Annotated in this window: 18 protein-coding genes and 2 tRNA genes; 10 read left to right on the forward strand and 10 right to left on the reverse strand. The window is 31.8% G+C overall.

Annotation, left to right across the window (positions count from 1 at the left end):
* Positions 1-13: 13 nt before the first annotated feature.
* From trmB to AT682_RS06745, 3 genes are read right to left on the reverse strand one after another with little or no spacing between them, the layout of a single operon-like run.
* Positions 14-1,192, reverse strand: coding sequence for a tRNA (guanosine(46)-N7)-methyltransferase TrmB (gene trmB / locus AT682_RS06735; protein WP_002882354.1), 1,179 nt, complete (start codon positions 1,190-1,192; stop codon positions 14-16).
* Positions 1,192-2,427: a fibronectin type III domain-containing protein gene (locus tag AT682_RS06740; protein WP_079263853.1), complete on the reverse strand. Its 1,236-nt coding sequence runs from the start codon at positions 2,425-2,427 to the stop codon at positions 1,192-1,194. The genes trmB and AT682_RS06740 overlap by 1 nt, the downstream gene beginning before the upstream one ends.
* Positions 2,372-3,340 (reverse strand): RluA family pseudouridine synthase, encoded by a 969-nt coding sequence (locus tag AT682_RS06745; protein ID WP_002882356.1) that lies wholly within the window; start codon positions 3,338-3,340, stop codon positions 2,372-2,374. The genes AT682_RS06740 and AT682_RS06745 overlap by 56 nt, the downstream gene beginning before the upstream one ends.
* Positions 3,341-3,417: 77 nt before the next feature.
* Between AT682_RS06745 and mrdB the strand changes: the two genes are divergently transcribed.
* The gene (gene mrdB, locus AT682_RS06750) at positions 3,418-4,518 is read left to right on the forward strand and encodes an FtsW/RodA/SpoVE family cell cycle protein (RefSeq protein WP_002882357.1); all 1,101 of its coding nucleotides are present in this window, start codon (positions 3,418-3,420) and stop codon (positions 4,516-4,518) included.
* A gap of 53 nt (positions 4,519-4,571) precedes the next feature.
* Positions 4,572-4,648, forward strand: a tRNA-Ile gene (locus AT682_RS06755).
* Positions 4,649-4,756: 108 nt separating this feature from the next.
* Here AT682_RS06755 and AT682_RS06760 read toward each other — a convergent pair.
* A tRNA-Phe gene (locus AT682_RS06760) sits at positions 4,757-4,832 on the reverse strand.
* A 139-nt stretch (positions 4,833-4,971) separates the two neighbouring features.
* On the opposite strand from AT682_RS06760, the gene ktrB reads away from it, so the two are divergent.
* The gene (gene ktrB, locus AT682_RS06765; protein ID WP_002882358.1) at positions 4,972-6,315 is read left to right on the forward strand and encodes a TrkH family potassium uptake protein; all 1,344 of its coding nucleotides are present in this window, start codon (positions 4,972-4,974) and stop codon (positions 6,313-6,315) included.
* 10 nt (positions 6,316-6,325) lie between these two features.
* Positions 6,326-6,976, forward strand: coding sequence for a potassium channel family protein (gene ktrA, locus AT682_RS06770; RefSeq protein ID WP_002853664.1), 651 nt, complete (start codon positions 6,326-6,328; stop codon positions 6,974-6,976).
* Here the strand turns inward: ktrA and AT682_RS06775 are convergent.
* Genes AT682_RS06775 through gltX form a run of 4 tightly spaced genes read right to left on the reverse strand, consistent with a single transcriptional unit; the run spans position 6,973 to position 10,901 of the window.
* A complete protein-coding gene (locus tag AT682_RS06775) occupies positions 6,973-7,644 on the reverse strand; it encodes an MqnA/MqnD/SBP family protein (protein ID WP_002882360.1) in 672 nt (223 codons plus the stop codon). The genes ktrA and AT682_RS06775 overlap by 4 nt on opposite strands.
* Positions 7,645-7,649: 5 nt before the next feature.
* Positions 7,650-8,276: a uracil phosphoribosyltransferase gene (gene upp, locus AT682_RS06780; RefSeq protein WP_002882361.1), complete on the reverse strand. Its 627-nt coding sequence runs from the start codon at positions 8,274-8,276 to the stop codon at positions 7,650-7,652.
* On the reverse strand, positions 8,273-9,508 hold the full coding sequence (locus tag AT682_RS06785; protein ID WP_002882362.1) for a malic enzyme-like NAD(P)-binding protein: 1,236 nt from the start codon (positions 9,506-9,508) through the stop codon (positions 8,273-8,275). Before AT682_RS06785 ends, upp begins: the two co-directional genes overlap by 4 nt.
* Before the next feature lies 1 nt (position 9,509).
* A complete protein-coding gene (gltX, locus tag AT682_RS06790; RefSeq protein ID WP_002882363.1) occupies positions 9,510-10,901 on the reverse strand; it encodes a glutamate--tRNA ligase in 1,392 nt (463 codons plus the stop codon).
* 64 nt (positions 10,902-10,965) lie between these two features.
* On the opposite strand from gltX, the gene salC reads away from it, so the two are divergent.
* Positions 10,966-11,781 (forward strand): peptidylprolyl isomerase SalC, encoded by an 816-nt coding sequence (gene salC / locus AT682_RS06795; protein WP_002882364.1) that lies wholly within the window; start codon positions 10,966-10,968, stop codon positions 11,779-11,781.
* A gap of 36 nt (positions 11,782-11,817) precedes the next feature.
* On the opposite strand, the gene accC is transcribed toward salC, so the two are convergent.
* Positions 11,818-13,149: an acetyl-CoA carboxylase biotin carboxylase subunit gene (gene accC / locus AT682_RS06800; RefSeq protein ID WP_002882365.1), complete on the reverse strand. Its 1,332-nt coding sequence runs from the start codon at positions 13,147-13,149 to the stop codon at positions 11,818-11,820.
* Between the two features lies 1 nt (position 13,150).
* Positions 13,151-13,606 (reverse strand): acetyl-CoA carboxylase biotin carboxyl carrier protein, encoded by a 456-nt coding sequence (gene accB / locus AT682_RS06805; protein ID WP_002853623.1) that lies wholly within the window; start codon positions 13,604-13,606, stop codon positions 13,151-13,153.
* Between the two features lie 148 nt (positions 13,607-13,754).
* Between accB and dcd the strand changes: the two genes are divergently transcribed.
* Genes dcd through legH form a run of 5 tightly spaced genes read left to right on the forward strand, consistent with a single transcriptional unit; the run spans position 13,755 to position 18,588 of the window.
* The gene (gene dcd, locus AT682_RS06810) at positions 13,755-14,315 is read left to right on the forward strand and encodes a dCTP deaminase (protein WP_002869981.1); all 561 of its coding nucleotides are present in this window, start codon (positions 13,755-13,757) and stop codon (positions 14,313-14,315) included.
* 48 nt (positions 14,316-14,363) lie between these two features.
* Positions 14,364-15,368 carry a UDP-N-acetylglucosamine 4,6-dehydratase (inverting) gene (gene pseB / locus AT682_RS06815; protein WP_002845077.1) on the forward strand — a complete coding sequence of 335 codons (1,005 nt, stop codon included), beginning with the start codon at positions 14,364-14,366 and terminating at the stop codon, positions 15,366-15,368.
* A gap of 1 nt (position 15,369) precedes the next feature.
* Positions 15,370-16,500, forward strand: a complete 1,131-nt coding sequence (gene pseC, locus AT682_RS06820) for a UDP-4-amino-4,6-dideoxy-N-acetyl-beta-L-altrosamine transaminase (protein ID WP_002882366.1) — start codon at positions 15,370-15,372, stop codon at positions 16,498-16,500.
* Positions 16,493-17,800: a DUF4910 domain-containing protein gene (locus AT682_RS06825; protein WP_058207859.1), complete on the forward strand. Its 1,308-nt coding sequence runs from the start codon at positions 16,493-16,495 to the stop codon at positions 17,798-17,800. The genes pseC and AT682_RS06825 overlap by 8 nt, the downstream gene beginning before the upstream one ends.
* Positions 17,797-18,588 carry an N-acetyltransferase LegH gene (legH, locus tag AT682_RS06830; protein WP_002882367.1) on the forward strand — a complete coding sequence of 264 codons (792 nt, stop codon included), beginning with the start codon at positions 17,797-17,799 and terminating at the stop codon, positions 18,586-18,588. Before AT682_RS06825 ends, legH begins: the two co-directional genes overlap by 4 nt.
* Positions 18,589-18,605: the final 17 nt, after the last annotated feature.

Below are 18,605 nucleotides of genomic sequence, written 5' to 3' on the forward strand. Positions count from 1 at the left end.
TTTTCAAGAAAAATTATATTTTAAACTGAACTTTTAAAATTTCTTTTAATTCATTTATTGCTTTAATATTTTCTTGAATTTTAAATGGTTCTTTAAAAGCAAAATCGATCGTTTTATCAAGATGCAAATAACAATGTTCAGGCTTATTAAAAGCTCCAAAAGCAACCTTTAAAAGCAAATTCTCATCTTGTTTATAGATGCTTTCAAAATGCAAGAAAAAATCATCTTTTTTTATAGTAATATTTTTAAAGTTCTGCTCTATTTTTTTCAAATCCTCTTTAGAAAGTTCAACCGATGAGAGATTAAATTCATTTAACTCATAGTTTTTACACTCTTGGTTAAAATTCCATACCCAAAGATCATATATATTTTTTTCTTGCTTTTTCCATCTATCTTCATATTTGCTTGAAATTTCTAAATTTTCATTTTTTCTAAGACTAAATTTTGGAGCAGGAAAAGTCAAAAATTGTTCTAGAGTAAAATTAAAATACTCAAAACTATCTGTTCTAAGCTCAAAACGACCATTTTGGGTTAAAACCCTAGCACATTCTTTGCAAAAATCTTTCCCAATAACTCGCCTATGAGGCTTTTTGTCCCAAGGAACAGGAAAATGTAAAAAAATCTTTTCAACTGATTTTGATTTTAATACACTCAATAACAATCTCGCATCACTTTGGATTAGCAAAATATTATTTACATTTTGTGCTTTAGCAAGTTTGGCCACTTGAGTTAAAGCTGGGTTGTAAATTTCCACCCCTAAAATTAAAACATTTGGATTTTCTTTTGCTTGATAAAGCAAATGTCTTCCTGATCCAAAGCCTATTTCTATATAAATTTTACCTTGAAGTCTAGATAAAAGCTCATTAAAATTATCAACGATAAATGGTGTTTTTTCAATTAAAGCATTATTTTTAAGTCCAAAAGCTTCATTGATAATATCCTCACAAAAACCTTCTTTAAAGATTTTTAAAGCCTTTTGCAAATAACCTATTTTAGAAGGTTTTGTATGTTTATCGCCTTTAATCACAAAACCATTTTGTGCTTTTTTAATCTGCAGAAAAAAACTCTCTTCTTGAACCTTTGTATAAATAAGACTAACATTATCATTCTTAGCAAGCCAAAGAAATTCAACATCATCCTTGCTATAAGGCAGATTTATTTCTTTGATCTTTTTGCTTTTAAAATTTGGCACTACTGAGCTACCTTAACTTTGCTTGAAGGTTCTGAACGAAGCCCGGCTGAATCAATAGCAATAACTTCATAACTATATTCCACCCCTGGCAAAGCTTTTACATCTTTTAATCGCTTTTCTTTAATGCCTTTAAAAACTGCATTTTGCTCCCCGCCATAGCGTCTTACTTCATACTCAACAGCTCTAGTATCATTATCACTCCATTCTAAATTTATCCCTTCGCTTGTGCTTTGAGCCAAAATAATACTAGGAGCCAAAGGGTTGCCCAAAGTTTTACCTTCTACACCATCTTTTGACATAGGACTTTCAAGACCATCTTTATCCACCATTGTTACTTTATAATACTTGCTTTTACCTGCTCCTTCTACTATATCCTCATAAGAATTTTTATCAGTCTTTGCCAAAACACTAAAAGGAAGGAAACTTGAGCTCGTAGAATAAACTTTATAATAAGAAAAATCTTCATATGTAGGAGCATCCCAAGTTAAAATGATTTTATTAGAACCATCTGTGCTAGCACTTAAATGCTCAACTTGAGGAGGCAAAGCCTTGCTTGTAGAACTTACAACTTGACTTGGCTCACTCTTTATCCCATTAAAACTCACAGCAATAATTCTATAACTTGAATTTTCATTAGGTTTTAAATCACTATCGATGTATTCAGCGTTTAAACGATTTTTTACTTCTGCAATTTTTTTAAATTCTTTATCATCACCTTTGGTTCTTTCAATAATATAAGAATCAACCCTAAAATCAGGATGCGGACGCCAAATAAGTTTAATACAATTAGGCAAATTAGTCACAGCTTGAACAAAAGGAACAGCTTCAAGTCTTGGAGCTGTGCTCACTTCTATAACCTTGCCATCTTCTGAAATTTGTCCTTGCTCATTAAAGCTTTTCATCATATAACGATACTTAGTACCAGGCTCTAATTTAGTATCTACATAATGAGTTTGAAACTTATCTTTAATCGTGCCTACAAGTTTAAAATCAGGATTTTCATCACTAGAACGATACAAATAAAATCCTTTAATATTTTCATTATATAAAGGCTCCCATTCAAAAGCAATATTACTCATATCACTAAGACTTTTTAAACTTTCAACCTTTGGCAAGCTTTCATTTACAGCAGACTCTTTACTTGAAGCTAGCGAATTCATTTGCGAAACACTACAAGCACTAAGCAAAAGAGTTAAAAAACTCAAGTAAAAACTCAAGCGAAATCTTTTCATCATTCTCTCCTAAATTAATTTGTTCAAACATAATGTTTTTAAAATCTTCCATCAAAGGTGCTTTAACAAAAATTTGCTCTTTGGTTTTTGGATGGATAAAATACAAAAAATAAGCATGCAACATTATCCTACAATCATACTTACCCTTATAACCATACAAACTATCGCCTAAAATATGGCGATTTAAACTAGCCAAATGCGCTCTAATTTGATGAGTTCTTCCTGTAAAAAGCTTAGCAGCCATCAAAGTTAAATTTTCAGTTTTTACTACATTTATAAAAGCTGATTTTGCGTTTTTACTGAATTTATTTTCCTTATCTATGGCTATTTTTTTAATAGCATTAGAAGGCGAACGCATTAAAAATTTTTCTACTATAATTTTATCTTCTTTTAGTGGCAAATCAATTAACGCAAGGTAAATTCTTCCCATGCTTTTATCTGCAAGCTGTTCGCTTAATTTTTGATGGGTGAAGTTATTTTTCGCTATCAGTATAGCTCCGCTTGTATCTTTATCTAATCTATGAACAAGACCAGCTCTTATCTCTCCTCCTAAATTTGATAAAGTATATTTTTTTTCTATTAACCAATCCACCAAAGTGGCATTTTTAACGCTACTTGCTCCATGAACGACTAAATTTGAAGGTTTATTTAAAACAAGCAAGTCTTCATCTTCGTATAACACATCAATATCAAAATCCACTTCAAACTGGGGTTTTATCCCATCACAAGGCTTTAAACTTATAATAGAAATAATATCACCATTTTTAAGCTTAAATGAATTTTTATCTTGAATTTTATCATTAACCTGTACGCAATCTTTTTCTATAAGTAAAGCAATTTGATTGCGACTTTGGTTTAATTTTTTAGCCAAAAACACATCAAGCCTTGAATTTTCATCTACTAAAAAAGTTTGCATTTTTTCCTTAGAGGTTTTGATAAATTTAAAATTTTAGTTTATAATTATAGCTTTATATTACCAACTGAAGGCAAATTTTGTTTAGATTAGATAGAAGAATTTTAACTCATTTTGACTATATGCAACCCATTTTATTTTTACCCATAATTCTTATTTCATTTTTCTTGATCTTTGAAGCTAATCCTTTTTTAGCAGAAAAACAGTTTGTTTATGCCTGTGTGGGATTGTTTGCTTTTATGGTTTTTTTCTTCTTTCCCATAAGGAAATTTATTTGGATTATTCCTGTTGCTTATTGGATTAATATTTTTTTATTGCTAAGCGTAGATATTTTTGGGGTTGAAAAATTAGGTGCTAAAAGATGGCTTGAAATTCCTTTTACTCACTTTACTATACAACCTTCTGAAATTTTTAAACCTAGTTTTATTTTAATGCTTGCCTATCTTATTTATCAAAATCCTCCTCCAAAAAATGGATACAAACTTAAACAATTCATCAAACTTAGCTTTTACATCATCTTGCCTTTTTTACTAATTGCAAAAGAACCTGATTTAGGAAGCGCTATGGTTTTACTACTTGTTGGTTTTGGAGTGCTTTTTATCATGGGAGTTCATTATAAAATTTGGTTAAGTATTGTTATAGCTATAAGTGTTAGCTCTCCTATTATTTATACACATCTTTTAAAGCCCTACCAAAAGCAAAGAATTCATGATTTTATTTCAGAAAAACCAAGTTATCAAGTAGCCCAATCAATGATAGCTATTGGAAATGGTGGTTTAACCGGAAAATCTCAAGATGAAGCTACGCAAACTCATTTTAAATTTTTACCTATTTCAACTAGTGATTTTATTTTCGCTTACATGATAGAAAGATTTGGATTTATTGGGGGATTGACATTAATTATATTTTATATTTTACTTATTTTTCATCTACTTAGTTTAAATTATAAACTTAAAGATGATTATTTTGCTAGAGTTGCTATTAATTGTGTTGCATTATTTATTTTTATTTATGCGGCAGTAAATATCTCAATGACTATAAGTTTTGCACCAGTAGTTGGAATCCCTTTGCCTTTTTTTAGTTATGGTGGAAGTTCTTTTACTATTTTTATGATTTTTTTTGGAATTTTACAGCATTTAATCACTTTTAGATATTTTTGGACGGATATAAAGGCTAAATAAAATATTTTTAAGCATTAATAAGATATAATTTTATCTTTTAATTCAACTTAGGCGGATTTATAGCTCAGTTGGTTAGAGCAACCGGCTCATAACCGGTTGGTCGCAGGTTCGAGTCCTGCTAAATCCACCATTCTACATATAAGCTATAGACTCTTTCTTTAAAATAATAATTTTTAGTTCTTTAAATATTTCAATCTTATATAAAAAAGTATGTGATGTGATTTTTTGAAAGATAAAATGGTGGTTAGAGGCAGAATCGAACTGCCGACACGCAGATTTTCAGTCTGCTGCTCTACCGACTGAGCTATCCAACCACAATGTTTGATAAATTAAAAATGTAATTGTATCTTTTTTTCTTTAATTTAAGTTTAAATACAAAAATAAAATTTTATTTCCCTTAAAGTTTTAATAAGATAGAATACCCGCTTTAGATCATTATCAAATGGAAATTTTTTGAAACAATTTGGACTAGATAGACGAACTTTTAAAATTTTACTAGCTGGTTATATTATTATTGCATTGTTTGGGGCTTTATTGCTACATTCAAGCTGGGCACATACAACTCCTATTGATTTTTTAGATGCCTTTTTTACAAGCACATCTGCTGTTAGTATGACAGGATTAGTAGTTAAGAACACTGCGGTTGATTTTACCTTAGCAGGGCAAATTATTATCTTAGTTTTGGTGCAAATTGGAGGCTTGGGATATATGGGTATAGGTTTATTTGTTTATATACTCATACGCAAAAAAGTTGGTTTTAGTGCAAGAAATTTACTAAAAGAGTCTTTATTTTATCCATCAATGGATGGTTTATTTAAATTTTTTAAAAAGGTTTTGCTGTTCATTTTTACTATAGAATTGATAGGTGCTATACTTCTCACCATGCGTTTTGCTCTTGAAATGAATTTTAAGAAAGCTTTATGGTTTGGAATTTTTCATTCTATTAGTGCTTTTAATAATTCTGGATTTACTATATTTGAACATGGGCTTATAGCTTATAAACATGATATAGCAATTAATCTTATTATCACTTCTTTGATTATTATTGGTGGGCTTGGATATTTTGTTTTGGTTGAATTATACTTTTTTCAAAGAAAAAAATTACAAAATTTAAGCTTACATACAAAAATGGTTGTTGTTGCAAGTATTTTTCTTATTTTCTCTTCAACGCTTATTATTTTTGCTTTTGAATACTCAAATCCTCAAACTATAGGACATTTTTCATTTTTCGATAAAATTTTAAGCTCATATTTTATCGCTATTAATTACCGCACAGCAGGATTTAACACCTTAGATATGGGACATTTACATGATGCAAGCTTATTTTTTGGATCATTGTTTATGGTTATTGGTGGTGCACCAGGTGGAACAGCTGGGGGTATGAAAGTAACAACTGTAATGGTTTTATTGCTCTATGCTTATTGGAGTATCCGCGATGGAAGAGTTAGAATTTTTGGACATGAAATTCCAAGAGAAACTATATCTAAAGCTTTTATTATAGCTGTAGGTTCAGCTGTTTATATAGTAATAGCTGTTATTTTGCTTTCCTTGCTAGAGTCAAAATTTGATTTTATAGCCTTGCTTTTTGAAACTTCTTCAGCTTTTGCAACCGTAGGAATTTCAGTAGGAAATGGTGGAACTTTATCTTTATGTGCTTTATTTAGTGATCCTAGCAAGGTGATTATCATCATTATGATGCTAAGTGGCAGGATAGGTGTTTTTGCTTTTTTACTCTCGGTATTCAAACAAGACAAAGCTATTCATTTAAAATTCCCTGAAGGAAAGGTTAATTTATAAAGGTAAAATCGTGAAAAATCTTAATTATGGAATTATAGGACTTGGAAAATTTGGCTCAGTTGTAGCAGATGAACTCATTGCTGGAGGTCATACTGTTATCGTTGCGGATAAAGATGAGGAAGCTTTAAAAAGCATACAAAATCCTCCAAGCTATGCTTATATTTTAGATTCTACAAATATTTCAGCCCTAAAAGAAGCAGGCTTTCATGATGTTGAAGTTGTTATTGTTAGCATAGGAGAAAATGTTGAAAAATCAATCCTTACTCTTATGGCGCTTAAAGATATAGGTGTTAAAAATATCATTGCTAAAGCAACCTCTAATATCCATGGTCAAATTCTTTCTAAGTTAGGTGCAACAAAGGTTATTTATCCTGAAAAAGAAAGTGCTAAAAGACTAGTAAAAGAATTTTTAACTAAAGATGCTGATTATGAAGTTTTTGATCTTTCAGCAAATACTATACGAGCTATTAAGATCAATATAGATGAAAAATTAGCAGGAAATTCTTTAAAACATGTAGCACAAAATATGAAAGTGATTTCTTATAAAAAATTAAATAGCGACTGGGAAATACTACCTGATTTAGAAACCACGACAGTTTATAGTGGAGATGTTGTAATACTCCTTGGAACAGTTAAAGAACTTAGAGAATTTGAACACTAAGCAAGATTTAAAGCCTTACAAGCCTTTACAAAACGCTTTAAGGCTGTTTTTTCTTTGGTAGAAATTTTATGATATATAACTTCATCTAAATAATATCTAACATCTTTTATATCTAAATCCCTTGTTTTGGCATAATTTTGCAGTATATAATAAGGAATTTTAATCTTTGTTTTTGGAAATTTTTTCAAAATTTGTTTATATAAAGCTTTTTTTTGCACACAAGAAAATCTAGCAAAAACAAAAGGCAATCCTGTTTTTTCGCGCCATTTTGCACATAAATCGATATATTTAGAAGGATCTTTTAGATAAAGCTTTAAAGCCTTATCGCCTATAATTACTTTTCCATCTTGTTTTAATACTTTAGCTAAAGCATTTGAAGTTGCTGAACTTGGATCTTTGGCATTTGATGTATTTTTTTCTACCAAAACACTTAAAACTCTTTTATTAGCACAAATACCCAAATCTAAATTTTTATATTTTTTTCTAGCACTTTCTATGCTTGAAATGATAGCTGCATCAATTCTTCTATAAAATAAATCTTTATTTAGCTTACTTGGAACTCCTTTTTTATACTCCATACTTGCTTTATAACCATTAGGTAAGGGATATTTCTTAAGATATATATGTAAAGGTAAAAGATTAATATAATCAATTTTTCCAAAAATCATCTCTTTTAAAGAGTGTTAAACACTCTATCTCCTGCATCTCCAAGCCCTGGGATAATATAACCTTTTTCATTTAAACCTTCATCAATACAAGCCACAAAAACTTCTACATCATCATGCATTTGGCTAAATTTTTTCAAACCTTGTGGAGCAGCAAGCATGGATATAAATTTTATTTTTTTAACTCCTTGGCTTTTTAAAAAATTACAAGCCTCTATAGCAGTCCCACCTGTAGCAAACATAGGATCTATAACAATAGCAGTGCGTTTTTTTGCATCTTTGGGAAGTTTTTGAAAATAAAAATCCGCCTTTAAAGTTTCTTCATTTCTTACAAATCCCAAAAATCCAACACTTGCATCAGGAATCATCTTAAAAACACTTTCAAGCATTCCTAATGCAGCTCTTAAAATAGGACAAATCATAATTTTTTCATCAAGTTTTTTTACTGTAGTTTTTTGTATAGGTGTTGAAATTTCAATTTCTTTTAAAGAAAAATCTTTACTCGCTTCAAAAAGCAAAAAAGATGAAATTTCATCGATTAACATACGAAATTGAAAGGGCTTTGTCTCTTTAGCCCTTAAAATTCCTAATTTATGTTCGATCAATGGATGATTGATACAATGAATATTTTTCATTTTAAGCTTTCAAAATAAGCTTTCTCGTTAAAATTTTTCACCTTAGCCACACCATCTTTTACCGCAGCTGCTGCTACAGCTGTACTTACTGCAGCTTTTACTCTTTCATCAAAAGGTTTTGGTATAACATAATCTCTTCCAAATTCTAAAGTGCTTAGATTGTAAGCTTTTTTAACTGCATCACTTACAGAAAGTTTTGCAAGATCTGCTAATGCTTTAGCAGCGGCTACTTTCATATTTTCAGTGATTTTACTTGCACGCACATCTAAAGCCCCACGGAAAATAAAAGGAAAACCTAAAACATTATTGATTTGATTTGGATAATCACTTCTTCCTGTTCCTACAATCGCATCTTTTCTAAGTCTAGCTACATCTTCAGGCATCACTTCAGGAATAGGATTTGCCAAAGCAAAAATCACAGGATCTTTTGCCATGCTTAAAACCATTTCATCATCAAGAATTTTTGGCGCACTAAGCCCTAGGAAAACATCAGCTCCTTTTAAAACTTCTTTTAAAGTCTTTTCCTTAGAATCAACAGCAAATTCAAGCTTTTGAGGAGTTAAATCATTTCTATCTTTAGAAATCACTCCTTTGCTGTCTACTAAAATAATATTTTCAACCCCTAAATTTCTATACATCTTAGCACTTGCTATACCTGCGGCACCTGCGCCACTTACAACCACCTTAATGTCTTTAAATTTTTTACCACTTATCTCCATAGCATTCATAAGCCCTGCAGTTGAAATAATAGCTGTTCCGTGCTGATCATCATGCATTACAGGAATTCCTAAATCTTGCAAAGCTGCTTCGATTTCAAAACATTTTGGAGCAGCTATATCTTCTAAATTTATCCCACCCACAGTCGGAGCCAAAGCCTTGCAAAAATTTACAATCTCTTCTATACTATGAACATTAATTTCTATATCATAAGCATTTACATTTGCAAATTTTTTAAACAAACAAGCCTTACCTTCCATAACAGGTTTTGAAGCCTGTGCTCCTATGTTTCCAAGTCCTAAAACAGCAGAACCATCACTAACTATAGCTACCAAATTAGCCTTATTTGTATAAGTATAAGCAAGCTCATTATCTTTAGCGATTTCAAGGCAAGGTTCTGCAACTCCTGGGCTATACGCCAAAGATAGATCATAACTTGTAGCCATTGGCTTACTTGGTACAATATCAATTTTCCCACCTAAATGGTATTTTAAAGCTTCTTCTTTTAAATTCATTTTATTTTCCTCTAACTTTTAAAAAATTTTCTATTCTTTTTTTACACTCATCAACCCCTAAAAATTCTAATACTTCAAAAATACTAGGACTTACCGCACTCCCTATTAAAGCTATGCGTATAGGCTGAGCCAAATCTTTTAACTTTGCTTCTTTTTTTTCTAAAAAATCATTTGTAAAATCTTCAAAATCTTTACCTGTTTTTTGATCTTTAAGTGTATTAGCAAATGCTTGGAGCAATTCTAAATTATTTTTGTTAATAAATTTTTGTACTGCATTTTCATCATAATTTTGCGGTGCATTAACTATACTTTTTGCACCATTGATAATATCATGCAAGGTTTTTGCACGCTCTCTTAATAAATCAAGTAAAAATCCTGCCTTTTCATAAACAGATAAATCAAAGCCAAGATCTTTAAGCTGACGGTTAATCTCTTCAAAAGGCAAAGTTTTAATATAATGAGCATTAAGCCATTCAAGCTTTTTAGCATTATAACAAGATGCGCTTTTATTAATATGATAAGGATCAAAAAGTTTTTTCAAATCTTCTAGTGAAAAAACCTCGTCATCGCCATGACTCCAACCTAAACGCACAAGAAAATTAAGCAAAGCTTGAGGTAAAATTCCCATTTCTTTGTATTCCATAACATCAGTTGCCCCATGTCTTTTTGAAAGCTTTTTACCATCTTCTCCATGTATCATAGCCACATGAAAAAATTTAGGAATTTTAAAACCCAATGCTTCATAAAGCACAATTTGTTTAGGAGTATTTGAAAGATGATCATCCCCACGAATCACATCACTTACCCCCATTAAAGCATCATCAATAACAACAGTAAAATTATAAGTTGGAGTTCCATCACTTCTTGCAATGATAAAATCATCCATTATATCCTCTGCTTTAAATCTCACCTCGCCTTTAACCCCATCTTCAAAAACAATCTCACTGCTTTGAGGTGCTTTAATACGCACAACAGGCACTATACCCTGAGGTGGCGTGCCTGTAAATTCTCTATATCTTCCATCATATCTTGGGCGTTCTTTGGCGGCTTCTTGCTTGGCGCGCAATTCTTCTAATTCTTCTTTACTCATATAACAATAATACGCCTTGCCTTCATCTAAAAGCTTTTTGACATATTCTTTATAAAGATCAAAACGCTCTGATTGGTAAGTTACTTCTCCATCATGTTCTAAACCGCACCATTTAAAAGCTTCGATAATTGCTTTAGTAGCTTCTTTGGAATTTCTTTTTAAATCCGTATCTTCAATACGAAGTAAAAAATTTCCACCATTTTTTCTAGCGTATAAATAATTATAAAGAGCTGTTCTAAGTCCACCTATGTGCAAATACCCTGTTGGGCTTGGAGCAAAACGCGTTGTAAGTTTTTCGTGCATTTTTTGCCTTTTCTTAAATTTTTATTGATATAATGCGATATTTATACTTAAATAAAGGTTTGAAATGAAAAAAATTTTATTAAGTTTTGCATTTTTTGCAAGTTTAGCTAGTGCAAATACCATTAATGCTATAGCTGTAGTTGTAGACAAAGAGCCTATCACAACTTATGATATAGATCAAACTATGAAAGCACTTAAAATTGATAGAAATAAAGCTTTAGGCGTACTCATCAATGAAAAAATGGAAATTTCACAAATGAAACAACTAGGTATTGTAGTCAATGATCTAGAGCTTGATGATGCTATAAATAAAATGCTTGCTCAAAACAAAACGACTTTAAATGCTTTCAAAGCAAATTTAAAATCCAAAAATCAAAGCTATGAACAATTTCATGCAAATTTTAAAAAAGACTTAGAAAAAAGAAAGCTTTATGAAAAAATCGCAAGTATGGCAAAAACTGATTTTAGTGATGATGGAGCAAAAAAATTTTTCGAACAAAATAAAGATAAATTCACTTTTTATACACAAATTAATGCAAATATTTATCTATCAAACAATCCTCAAACTTTAGAAAATATCAAAAATACAAAAAAAATAATCCTTAAACCACAAAATGCATCTTTAAACACAAGTAATGCCGATCCAAGACTTTTAGGGCTTTTATCACAAATTCCTGTTGGAGGCTTTTCCCCTGTTTTAAATGGAAAAAATGGCTATGAACTCTATGAAGTTAAAAGCAAAGATGGGGCACAAACTCCTGAATATGAACAAGTTAAAAATGAAGTTTTAAACGCTTATGTAAGCGAACAAAGACAAAATTTCATACAGGATTATTTTGATAAACTCCGCTCTAAAATCAATATAGAATATTTAAGATAAAAATTACAATTAAAATTTCCCTTTAATAGGGAAATTTTAATGTCTTGCAAGATAATTTGTATCGTAATTATTATTAATAAAATCAGGATTTTCCATCATAGAAAGATGAAAATCTTTGGTTGTTTTTATCCCACTTATAAGCAACTCATCTAAAGCTACTTTCATTTTTGCAATAGCTTTATTACGATCTTCTGCCCAAACTACAAGTTTGCCTATCATAGAATCATAATAAGGAGGCACGCTATAGTCTTGATAACAATGACTTTCCATTCTTACATTGCGTCCTGCTGGTGGAATGTATTTAGTAATCTTACCTGGACTTGGCAAGAAAGTTTTGGAATCTTCGGCTGTGATTCTACATTCTATAGAATGCCCATTTAATTTAATACTTTCTTGAGATGGTAAAGCATAACCTTCTGCTACTTTAATCATTTGTTCTATGATATCAATCCCACTTACCATTTCACTTACACAGTGTTCAACTTGCAAACGCGTATTCATTTCTATAAAATAAAAATCCAAATTTTTATCTACTAAAAACTCAAAAGTTCCCGCACCTTCATATCCTATAGCTTTAGCTGCCTTAATAGCAGTTTCATGAAGCCTAGTGCGTGTTTTTTCATCAAGCAAAATCGCAGGGGATTCTTCTATAAGTTTTTGATGGCGTCTTTGCATAGAACAATCTCTTTCGCCCACATGAATCACATTGCCAAAACTATCTCCTATAACCTGCACTTCTATATGGCGTGGATTTTGTATGTATTTTTCCATATACATAGTTCCATCGCCAAATGCTGTCATAGCCTCACTTTCAGCTGACCAATACGCTTTTTCAAGATCTTTTTCATTTTCAACCACACGCATACCACGACCACCACCACCTGCAGCTGCTTTTAAAATCACAGGATAACCTATTTCTTTGGCAAGTTTTTTAGCCACTTCAGCTCCTGCCAAAGCTCCATCGCTTCCTGGGATCACAGGTACACCTGCTCTTTGCATGACTTGTTTTGCTTTTGATTTATCACTCATTAAATTCATAGCTTCCACAGAAGGACCTATAAATTTAATGTTATGTTTAGCACAAATTTCAACAAAATTTTGATTTTCACTTAAAAATCCATATCCTGGAAAAATCGCATCTGCTTCAGCAATTTCAGCTGCTGTAATAATAGCTGGGATATTTAAATAGCTTTCAGAACTTCTTGCTTTGCCTATACAAATGCTTGCATCAGCGTATTTTAAATACAAAGCATCTTTATCTGCTTCAGAGTACACACAAATTGCTTTTTTACCCATTTCTTTAATCGTTCTTAAAGCACGCAGTGCTATTTCTCCACGATTAGCAATTAATATGCTTTTAATTTCCATTTTATAATTTCTCCACCGCAAATAAAGGCATTCCAAATTCTACAGGCTGACCATCAGCAACTAAAATTTCAGCGATCCTACAATCAAATTCCGCTTCAATTTCATTCATGATTTTCATCGCTTCGATAATAGCTATAGTATCGCCTTTTTTAACCGTACTACCTACTTTTACAAAAGGTGCTGCACCTGGACTTGGAGCTTGATAGAAAGTTCCTACCATAGGGCTATTTATACTTGGTTTGTTTGATTTTACACTTTGACTAGGTTGAGCTTCGTTTACAACGCTTACATTGATAGGTTGTGGAGCTGGAACTGGAGGACAAACAGGGGCTGGAACATCGCAGCACATATCTCTTTCAAGTTCTATTTCAAAACCATCTTGTTCTTTGATCTTAATTTTACTAATATTTGCTTCAGCAAAAAGGTTTACTAACTCTTTAATTTCTTCTTTTGTCATAAAATTCTCCTACAAAATTTAAGAACTTAACCTTGTATTATATAAAAAAACTTGAAATTTAACTTTAAAAAAGAAAAAAATCATAAAAAATATAGATTTTTTAGGTTATAATCCTTACAAACAATTACAAATATTAAAAAGGTTAAAAATGGGCTTAAAAGCGGATAATTGGATAAGAAAAATGGCATTAGAACACAAGATGATCGAACCATTTTGCGAAGCAAATATAGGAAAAGGTGTGGTAAGCTATGGACTTTCAAGCTATGGTTATGATATACGCGTAGGGCGTGAGTTTAAAATTTTTACCAATGTTAATTCAACTGTAGTGGATCCAAAAAATTTCGTAGAAGAAAATGTAGTAGATTTTGAAGGCGATGTATGTATAGTTCCTGCAAATTCTTTTGCCCTAGCTAGAACTATAGAGTATTTTAAAATGCCTGATGATGTTTTAGCTATTTGCCTTGGCAAAAGCACTTATGCAAGATGTGGCATCATCGTCAATGTTACTCCTTTTGAACCAGGTTTTGAAGGACATATCACTATAGAAATTTCAAACACTACACCTTTACCTGCAAAAATTTATGCTAATGAAGGCATAGCACAAGTGTTGTTTTTACAAGGCGATGAAAAATGCGACACCACTTACAAAGATAAAAAAGGCAAGTATCAAGCTCAAACGGGCATAACCTTGCCAAGAATTTTAAAATAGGAACACTTGTTGCTTTAATTTTAAAAAACTTAAGCAAAGGAAGGCAAAATGTTTAACGGAAAAAATATCTTAATCACAGGCGGAACAGGCTCTTTTGGAAAAACCTATACTAAGGTTTTGCTAGAAAATTATAAACCTAATAAAATCATCATTTATTCTCGTGATGAGCTTAAACAATTTGAAATGGCAAGCGTTTTTAACGCTCCTTGCATGCGTTATTTCATAGGAGATGTAAGAGACAAAGAGCGTTTAAGCACTGCTATGCGTGATGTGGATTTTGTTATACATGCTGCTGCGATGAAGCATGTGCCTATTGCTGAATATAACCCTATGGAATGTATAAAAACAAACATCCACGGCGCGCAAAATGTCATAGATGCTTGTTTTGAAAATGGGGTTAAAAAATGTATTGCTCTTAGTACGGATAAGGCTTGCAATCCTGTAAATTTATACGGTGCAACCAAACTTGCAAGCGATAAGCTTTTTGTCGCTGCAAACAACATAGCAGGTAACAAGCAAACACGCTTTGGTGTTACAAGATATGGCAATGTTGTAGGTTCAAGAGGTTCAGTGGTGCCTTTCTTTAAAAAACTCATCAGTGAAGGAGCTAAAGAACTTCCTATCACCGATACGAGAATGACTCGTTTTTGGATCAGCCTTGAAGATGGAGTAAAATTTGTGCTGAGTAATTTTGAAAGAATGCATGGAGGAGAAATCTTTATCCCTAAAATTCCTTCGATGAAAATCACCGATCTAGCCCATGCTCTAGCTCCTAATTTAAGCCATAAAATCATAGGCATAAGAGCAGGAGAAAAACTACATGAAATCATGATTTCAAGCGATGATAGCCATTTAACCTATGAATTTGAAAACTACTATGCTATAAGCCCGAGTATTAAATTTGTAGATAAAGATAATGACTTTAGTATCAATGCCCTAGGCGAAAAAGGGCAAAAGGTAAAAGATGGTTTTTCTTATAGCTCGGATAATAATCCTTTATGGGCAAGCGAAAAAGAACTTTTAGAAATCATCAATCACACCGAGGGTTTTTAAAATGCTTACTTATTCTCATCAAAACATCGATCAAAGCGATATAGATACGCTTACAGAAGCTTTAAAAGATGAAATTTTAACGGGAGGTAAAAAGGTAGATGAATTTGAAGAAGCCCTTTGCGAATATGTGGGCGTAAAACACGCTTGTGTATTAAACTCAGCTACTTCAGCTCTTCATCTTGCCTACACAGCACTAGACGTCAAAGAAAAAATCGTTTTAACCACTCCTTTAACCTTCGCTGCTACGGCTAATGCAGCCTTAATAGCTGGAGCTAAGGTAGAGTTTATCGACATTAAAAACGATGGCAATATTGACGAAAAAAAACTAGAAGCAAGACTTTTAAAAGATAGTAAAAATATAGGAGCTATTAGCGTGGTGGATTTTGGGGGAAATAGCGTTGAAATAGATGAAATTTCAAGCCTTGCTAAAAAATACAATATCCCTTTAATCGATGATGCAAGCCATGCTTTAGGTGCCTTATATAAAAGTGAAAAAGTAGGAAAAAAAGCCGATCTTTCTATCTTTTCTTTTCATCCTGTTAAACCCATCACTACTTTTGAAGGCGGGGCTGTGGTGAGTGATAATGAAGAGCTTATCACCAAAATCAAGCTTTTAAGAAGCCATGGTATCATTAAAAAAAGGCTTTGGGATAGCGATATGATAGAACTTGGCTATAATTACCGCTTAAGCGATGTTGCTTGTGCTTTAGGGATAAACCAGCTTAAAAAACTCGATCACAATCTTGAAAAAAGAGAAGAAATTGCAAGTTTTTACGATAAAGAATTTGAAAAAAATCCTTATTTTTCCACGATAAAAATCAAAAATTATAAAAAAAGCTCAAGACATTTATACCCTATCTTGCTTTTTCCTGAATTTTATTGTCAAAAAGAAGAGCTTTTTGAAAGCTTGCTTCATGCAGGAGTTGGTGTACAGGTGCATTACAAACCTACTTATGAGTTTAGTTTTTATAAAAAACTCTTAGGAGAAATAAAACTCCAAAATGCGGATAATTTTTACAAAGCCGAGCTTAGCATACCTTGTCATCAAGAAATGAATCTAAAAGATGCAAAATTTGTAAAAGATACTTTATTTAGCATTCTTGAAAAAGTTAAAAAGGGATATTGTGGATAAGCTAGACTTTAGAAGCCAAGATTTTAGCCAAACTGGAAAGGCTATGTATGAACTAGCTTGTGAACTTTTTCCCATCCCTAGAAGTATCACAGGACAAGGTTTTAGAGCTAGTTTAGAACTTTTAAATAAAACTCTGGGGGGGGGGATACTCAAATTTCACTCTATAAAAAGTGGCACAAAAGTTTTTGACTGGATAGTCCCTGATGAATGGAACGCCAAAGAAGCCTATATCATCACTCCAGAAGGAGAAAAAATTTGTGATTTTAAAAAGCATAACTTACACCTTCTAAACTATAGCGAAGCTATCGATAAAGAAATCGAACTTGAAGAACTTCAAAATCATCTTTACTCCATAGAAGAAATGCCCGATGCTATCCCTTATGTAACGAGTTATTACAAAAGGCGTTGGGGATTTTGTCTCACACACAACGAAAGAAAAAAACTCAAAAAAGGCAAATACAAAGTCTATATCGATGCAAAACACGATGAAAATGGGGTTTTGGATTATGCTGATTTTATCCTACCTAGTACGCAAAACTCAAAAGATGAAATTTTAATTTCAACCTATCTTTGCCACCCTTCCATGGCAAATAATGAGCTTAGTGGCCCTGTAGTGAGTATTTTCTTAGCAAAATGGCTTTTGAGTTTAAAAGAAAGAAGATATAATTACCGCTTTGTCATCATCCCTGAAACCATAGGCTCTATAGTCTACCTTAGCAAACATTTAGAACATTTAAAAAAACATGTTAAAGCAGGCTTTGTGCTTTCTTGCTTAGGCGATGATCATGCTTACTCACTCATACACACACCCAAAGAAAACACTCTAAGCGATAAAGTCGCCCTGCATACGCTCAAAAATAAAGAAAATTTCAAAGCTTTTAGTTTTCTAGATCGTGGAAGCGATGAAAGACAATACAATGCTCCACTTGTAAATCTTGGCATAGTAGGGGTATGTCGCACAAGATACGGTGACTATGATGGATATCATAACTCAAAAGACGATCTCAATTTTATCTCTGAAAAAGGTTTAATGGGTGGACTTCAAAGCATACAAGAAATGATTTTAAATCTAGAAATCAACGCCGTATATAAAAACACCATAGTATGCGAACCCAATCTTGGCAAAAGAGGACTATATCATACCCTTAGCACTGTCAATGACACTCCTTTGGCTTGTAATTTTCTAGCTTACTGTGATGGAGAGAATGATATCATCGATATAGCCAATATCTTAAATATGCAAGCTTATGAATTTAAAGAACTTTTGGAAAAAATAAAATTTTATGGACTAGTAAAATGAAATATTTTTTAGAACACAATGGCAAAAAATACTCCGATAAAGATTTAATAGATGCTTTTTATCAACTAGGTATAAAAAGAGGCGATATTTTATGCGTACATACAGAACTTTTTAACTTTGGCATGCCTTTGCTTTCTAGAAATGAATTTTTACAGACTATACTCAATTGCTTTTTTGAAGTTATAGGCAAAGAAGGCACTTTGATCATGCCAACCTTTACTTATAGTTTTTGCAAAAATGAAGTTTATGACAAAATAAATTCCAAAACAAAAATGGGAGCATTGAATGAATATTTTCGCAAACAAACAGGAGTAAAACGCACAAACGATCCTATATTTTCTTTTGCTATAAAAGGAGCAAAAGAAGAATTATTTTTAAAAGATACAACAAGTTGTTTTGGAGAAAATTGTGTTTATGAGGTTTTAACTAAAGAGAATGGAAAATATATGACATTTGGAGGCCAAGGACATACACTAACACATTATGCAGAAGAACAATTTAATGTATTTTACAGATATCATAAAATTTTCTCTGGAATTTTAATTGATGAAAACAATATATCATACAATAAAACCATTAGTTATTATGTTAGAAAACTTGACATATCTTCTGAGCCCAATTTAATTAACATTATCAATATTGTTAATAATACTAAAAATTTTAAAAAAAACAATTTTGCAGGAGATCATATAAATATTTACAACGCTAAAGAATATATAGAAATTTTATGGAAAAAATTAGATATAAACCAAACAATTCTAATAGAAAATTATGATACAATATATTAATTTTCAACATTCTCAAG

This window comes from Campylobacter jejuni (genome assembly GCF_001457695.1).
Taxonomy (GTDB): Bacteria; Campylobacterota; Campylobacteria; order Campylobacterales; family Campylobacteraceae; genus Campylobacter_D; species Campylobacter_D jejuni.

Bases quoted from the DNA above. Each gene is read 5' to 3' on its own strand.
- AT682_RS06740 (WP_079263853.1), bottom strand. From the start codon at position 2,427: ATGATGAAAAGATTTCGCTTGAGTTTTTACTTGAGTTTTTTAACTCTT.
- gltX (WP_002882363.1), bottom strand. From the start codon at position 10,901: ATGCACGAAAAACTTACAACGCGTTTTGCTCCAAGCCCAACAGGGTAT.
- accB (WP_002853623.1), bottom strand. From the start codon at position 13,606: ATGACAAAAGAAGAAATTAAAGAGTTAGTAAACCTTTTTGCTGAAGCA.
- upp (WP_002882361.1), bottom strand. From the start codon at position 8,276: ATGAAAAATATTCATTGTATCAATCATCCATTGATCGAACATAAATTA.
- dcd (WP_002869981.1), top strand. From the start codon at position 13,755: ATGGGCTTAAAAGCGGATAATTGGATAAGAAAAATGGCATTAGAACAC.
- pseC (WP_002882366.1), top strand. From the start codon at position 15,370: ATGCTTACTTATTCTCATCAAAACATCGATCAAAGCGATATAGATACG.
- legH (WP_002882367.1), top strand. From the start codon at position 17,797: ATGAAATATTTTTTAGAACACAATGGCAAAAAATACTCCGATAAAGAT.
- accC (WP_002882365.1), bottom strand. From the start codon at position 13,149: ATGGAAATTAAAAGCATATTAATTGCTAATCGTGGAGAAATAGCACTG.
- pseB (WP_002845077.1), top strand. From the start codon at position 14,364: ATGTTTAACGGAAAAAATATCTTAATCACAGGCGGAACAGGCTCTTTT.
- AT682_RS06745 (WP_002882356.1), bottom strand. From the start codon at position 3,340: ATGCAAACTTTTTTAGTAGATGAAAATTCAAGGCTTGATGTGTTTTTG.
- AT682_RS06775 (WP_002882360.1), bottom strand. From the start codon at position 7,644: ATGATTTTTGGAAAAATTGATTATATTAATCTTTTACCTTTACATATA.
- AT682_RS06785 (WP_002882362.1), bottom strand. From the start codon at position 9,508: ATGAATTTAAAAGAAGAAGCTTTAAAATACCATTTAGGTGGGAAAATT.
- salC (WP_002882364.1), top strand. From the start codon at position 10,966: ATGAAAAAAATTTTATTAAGTTTTGCATTTTTTGCAAGTTTAGCTAGT.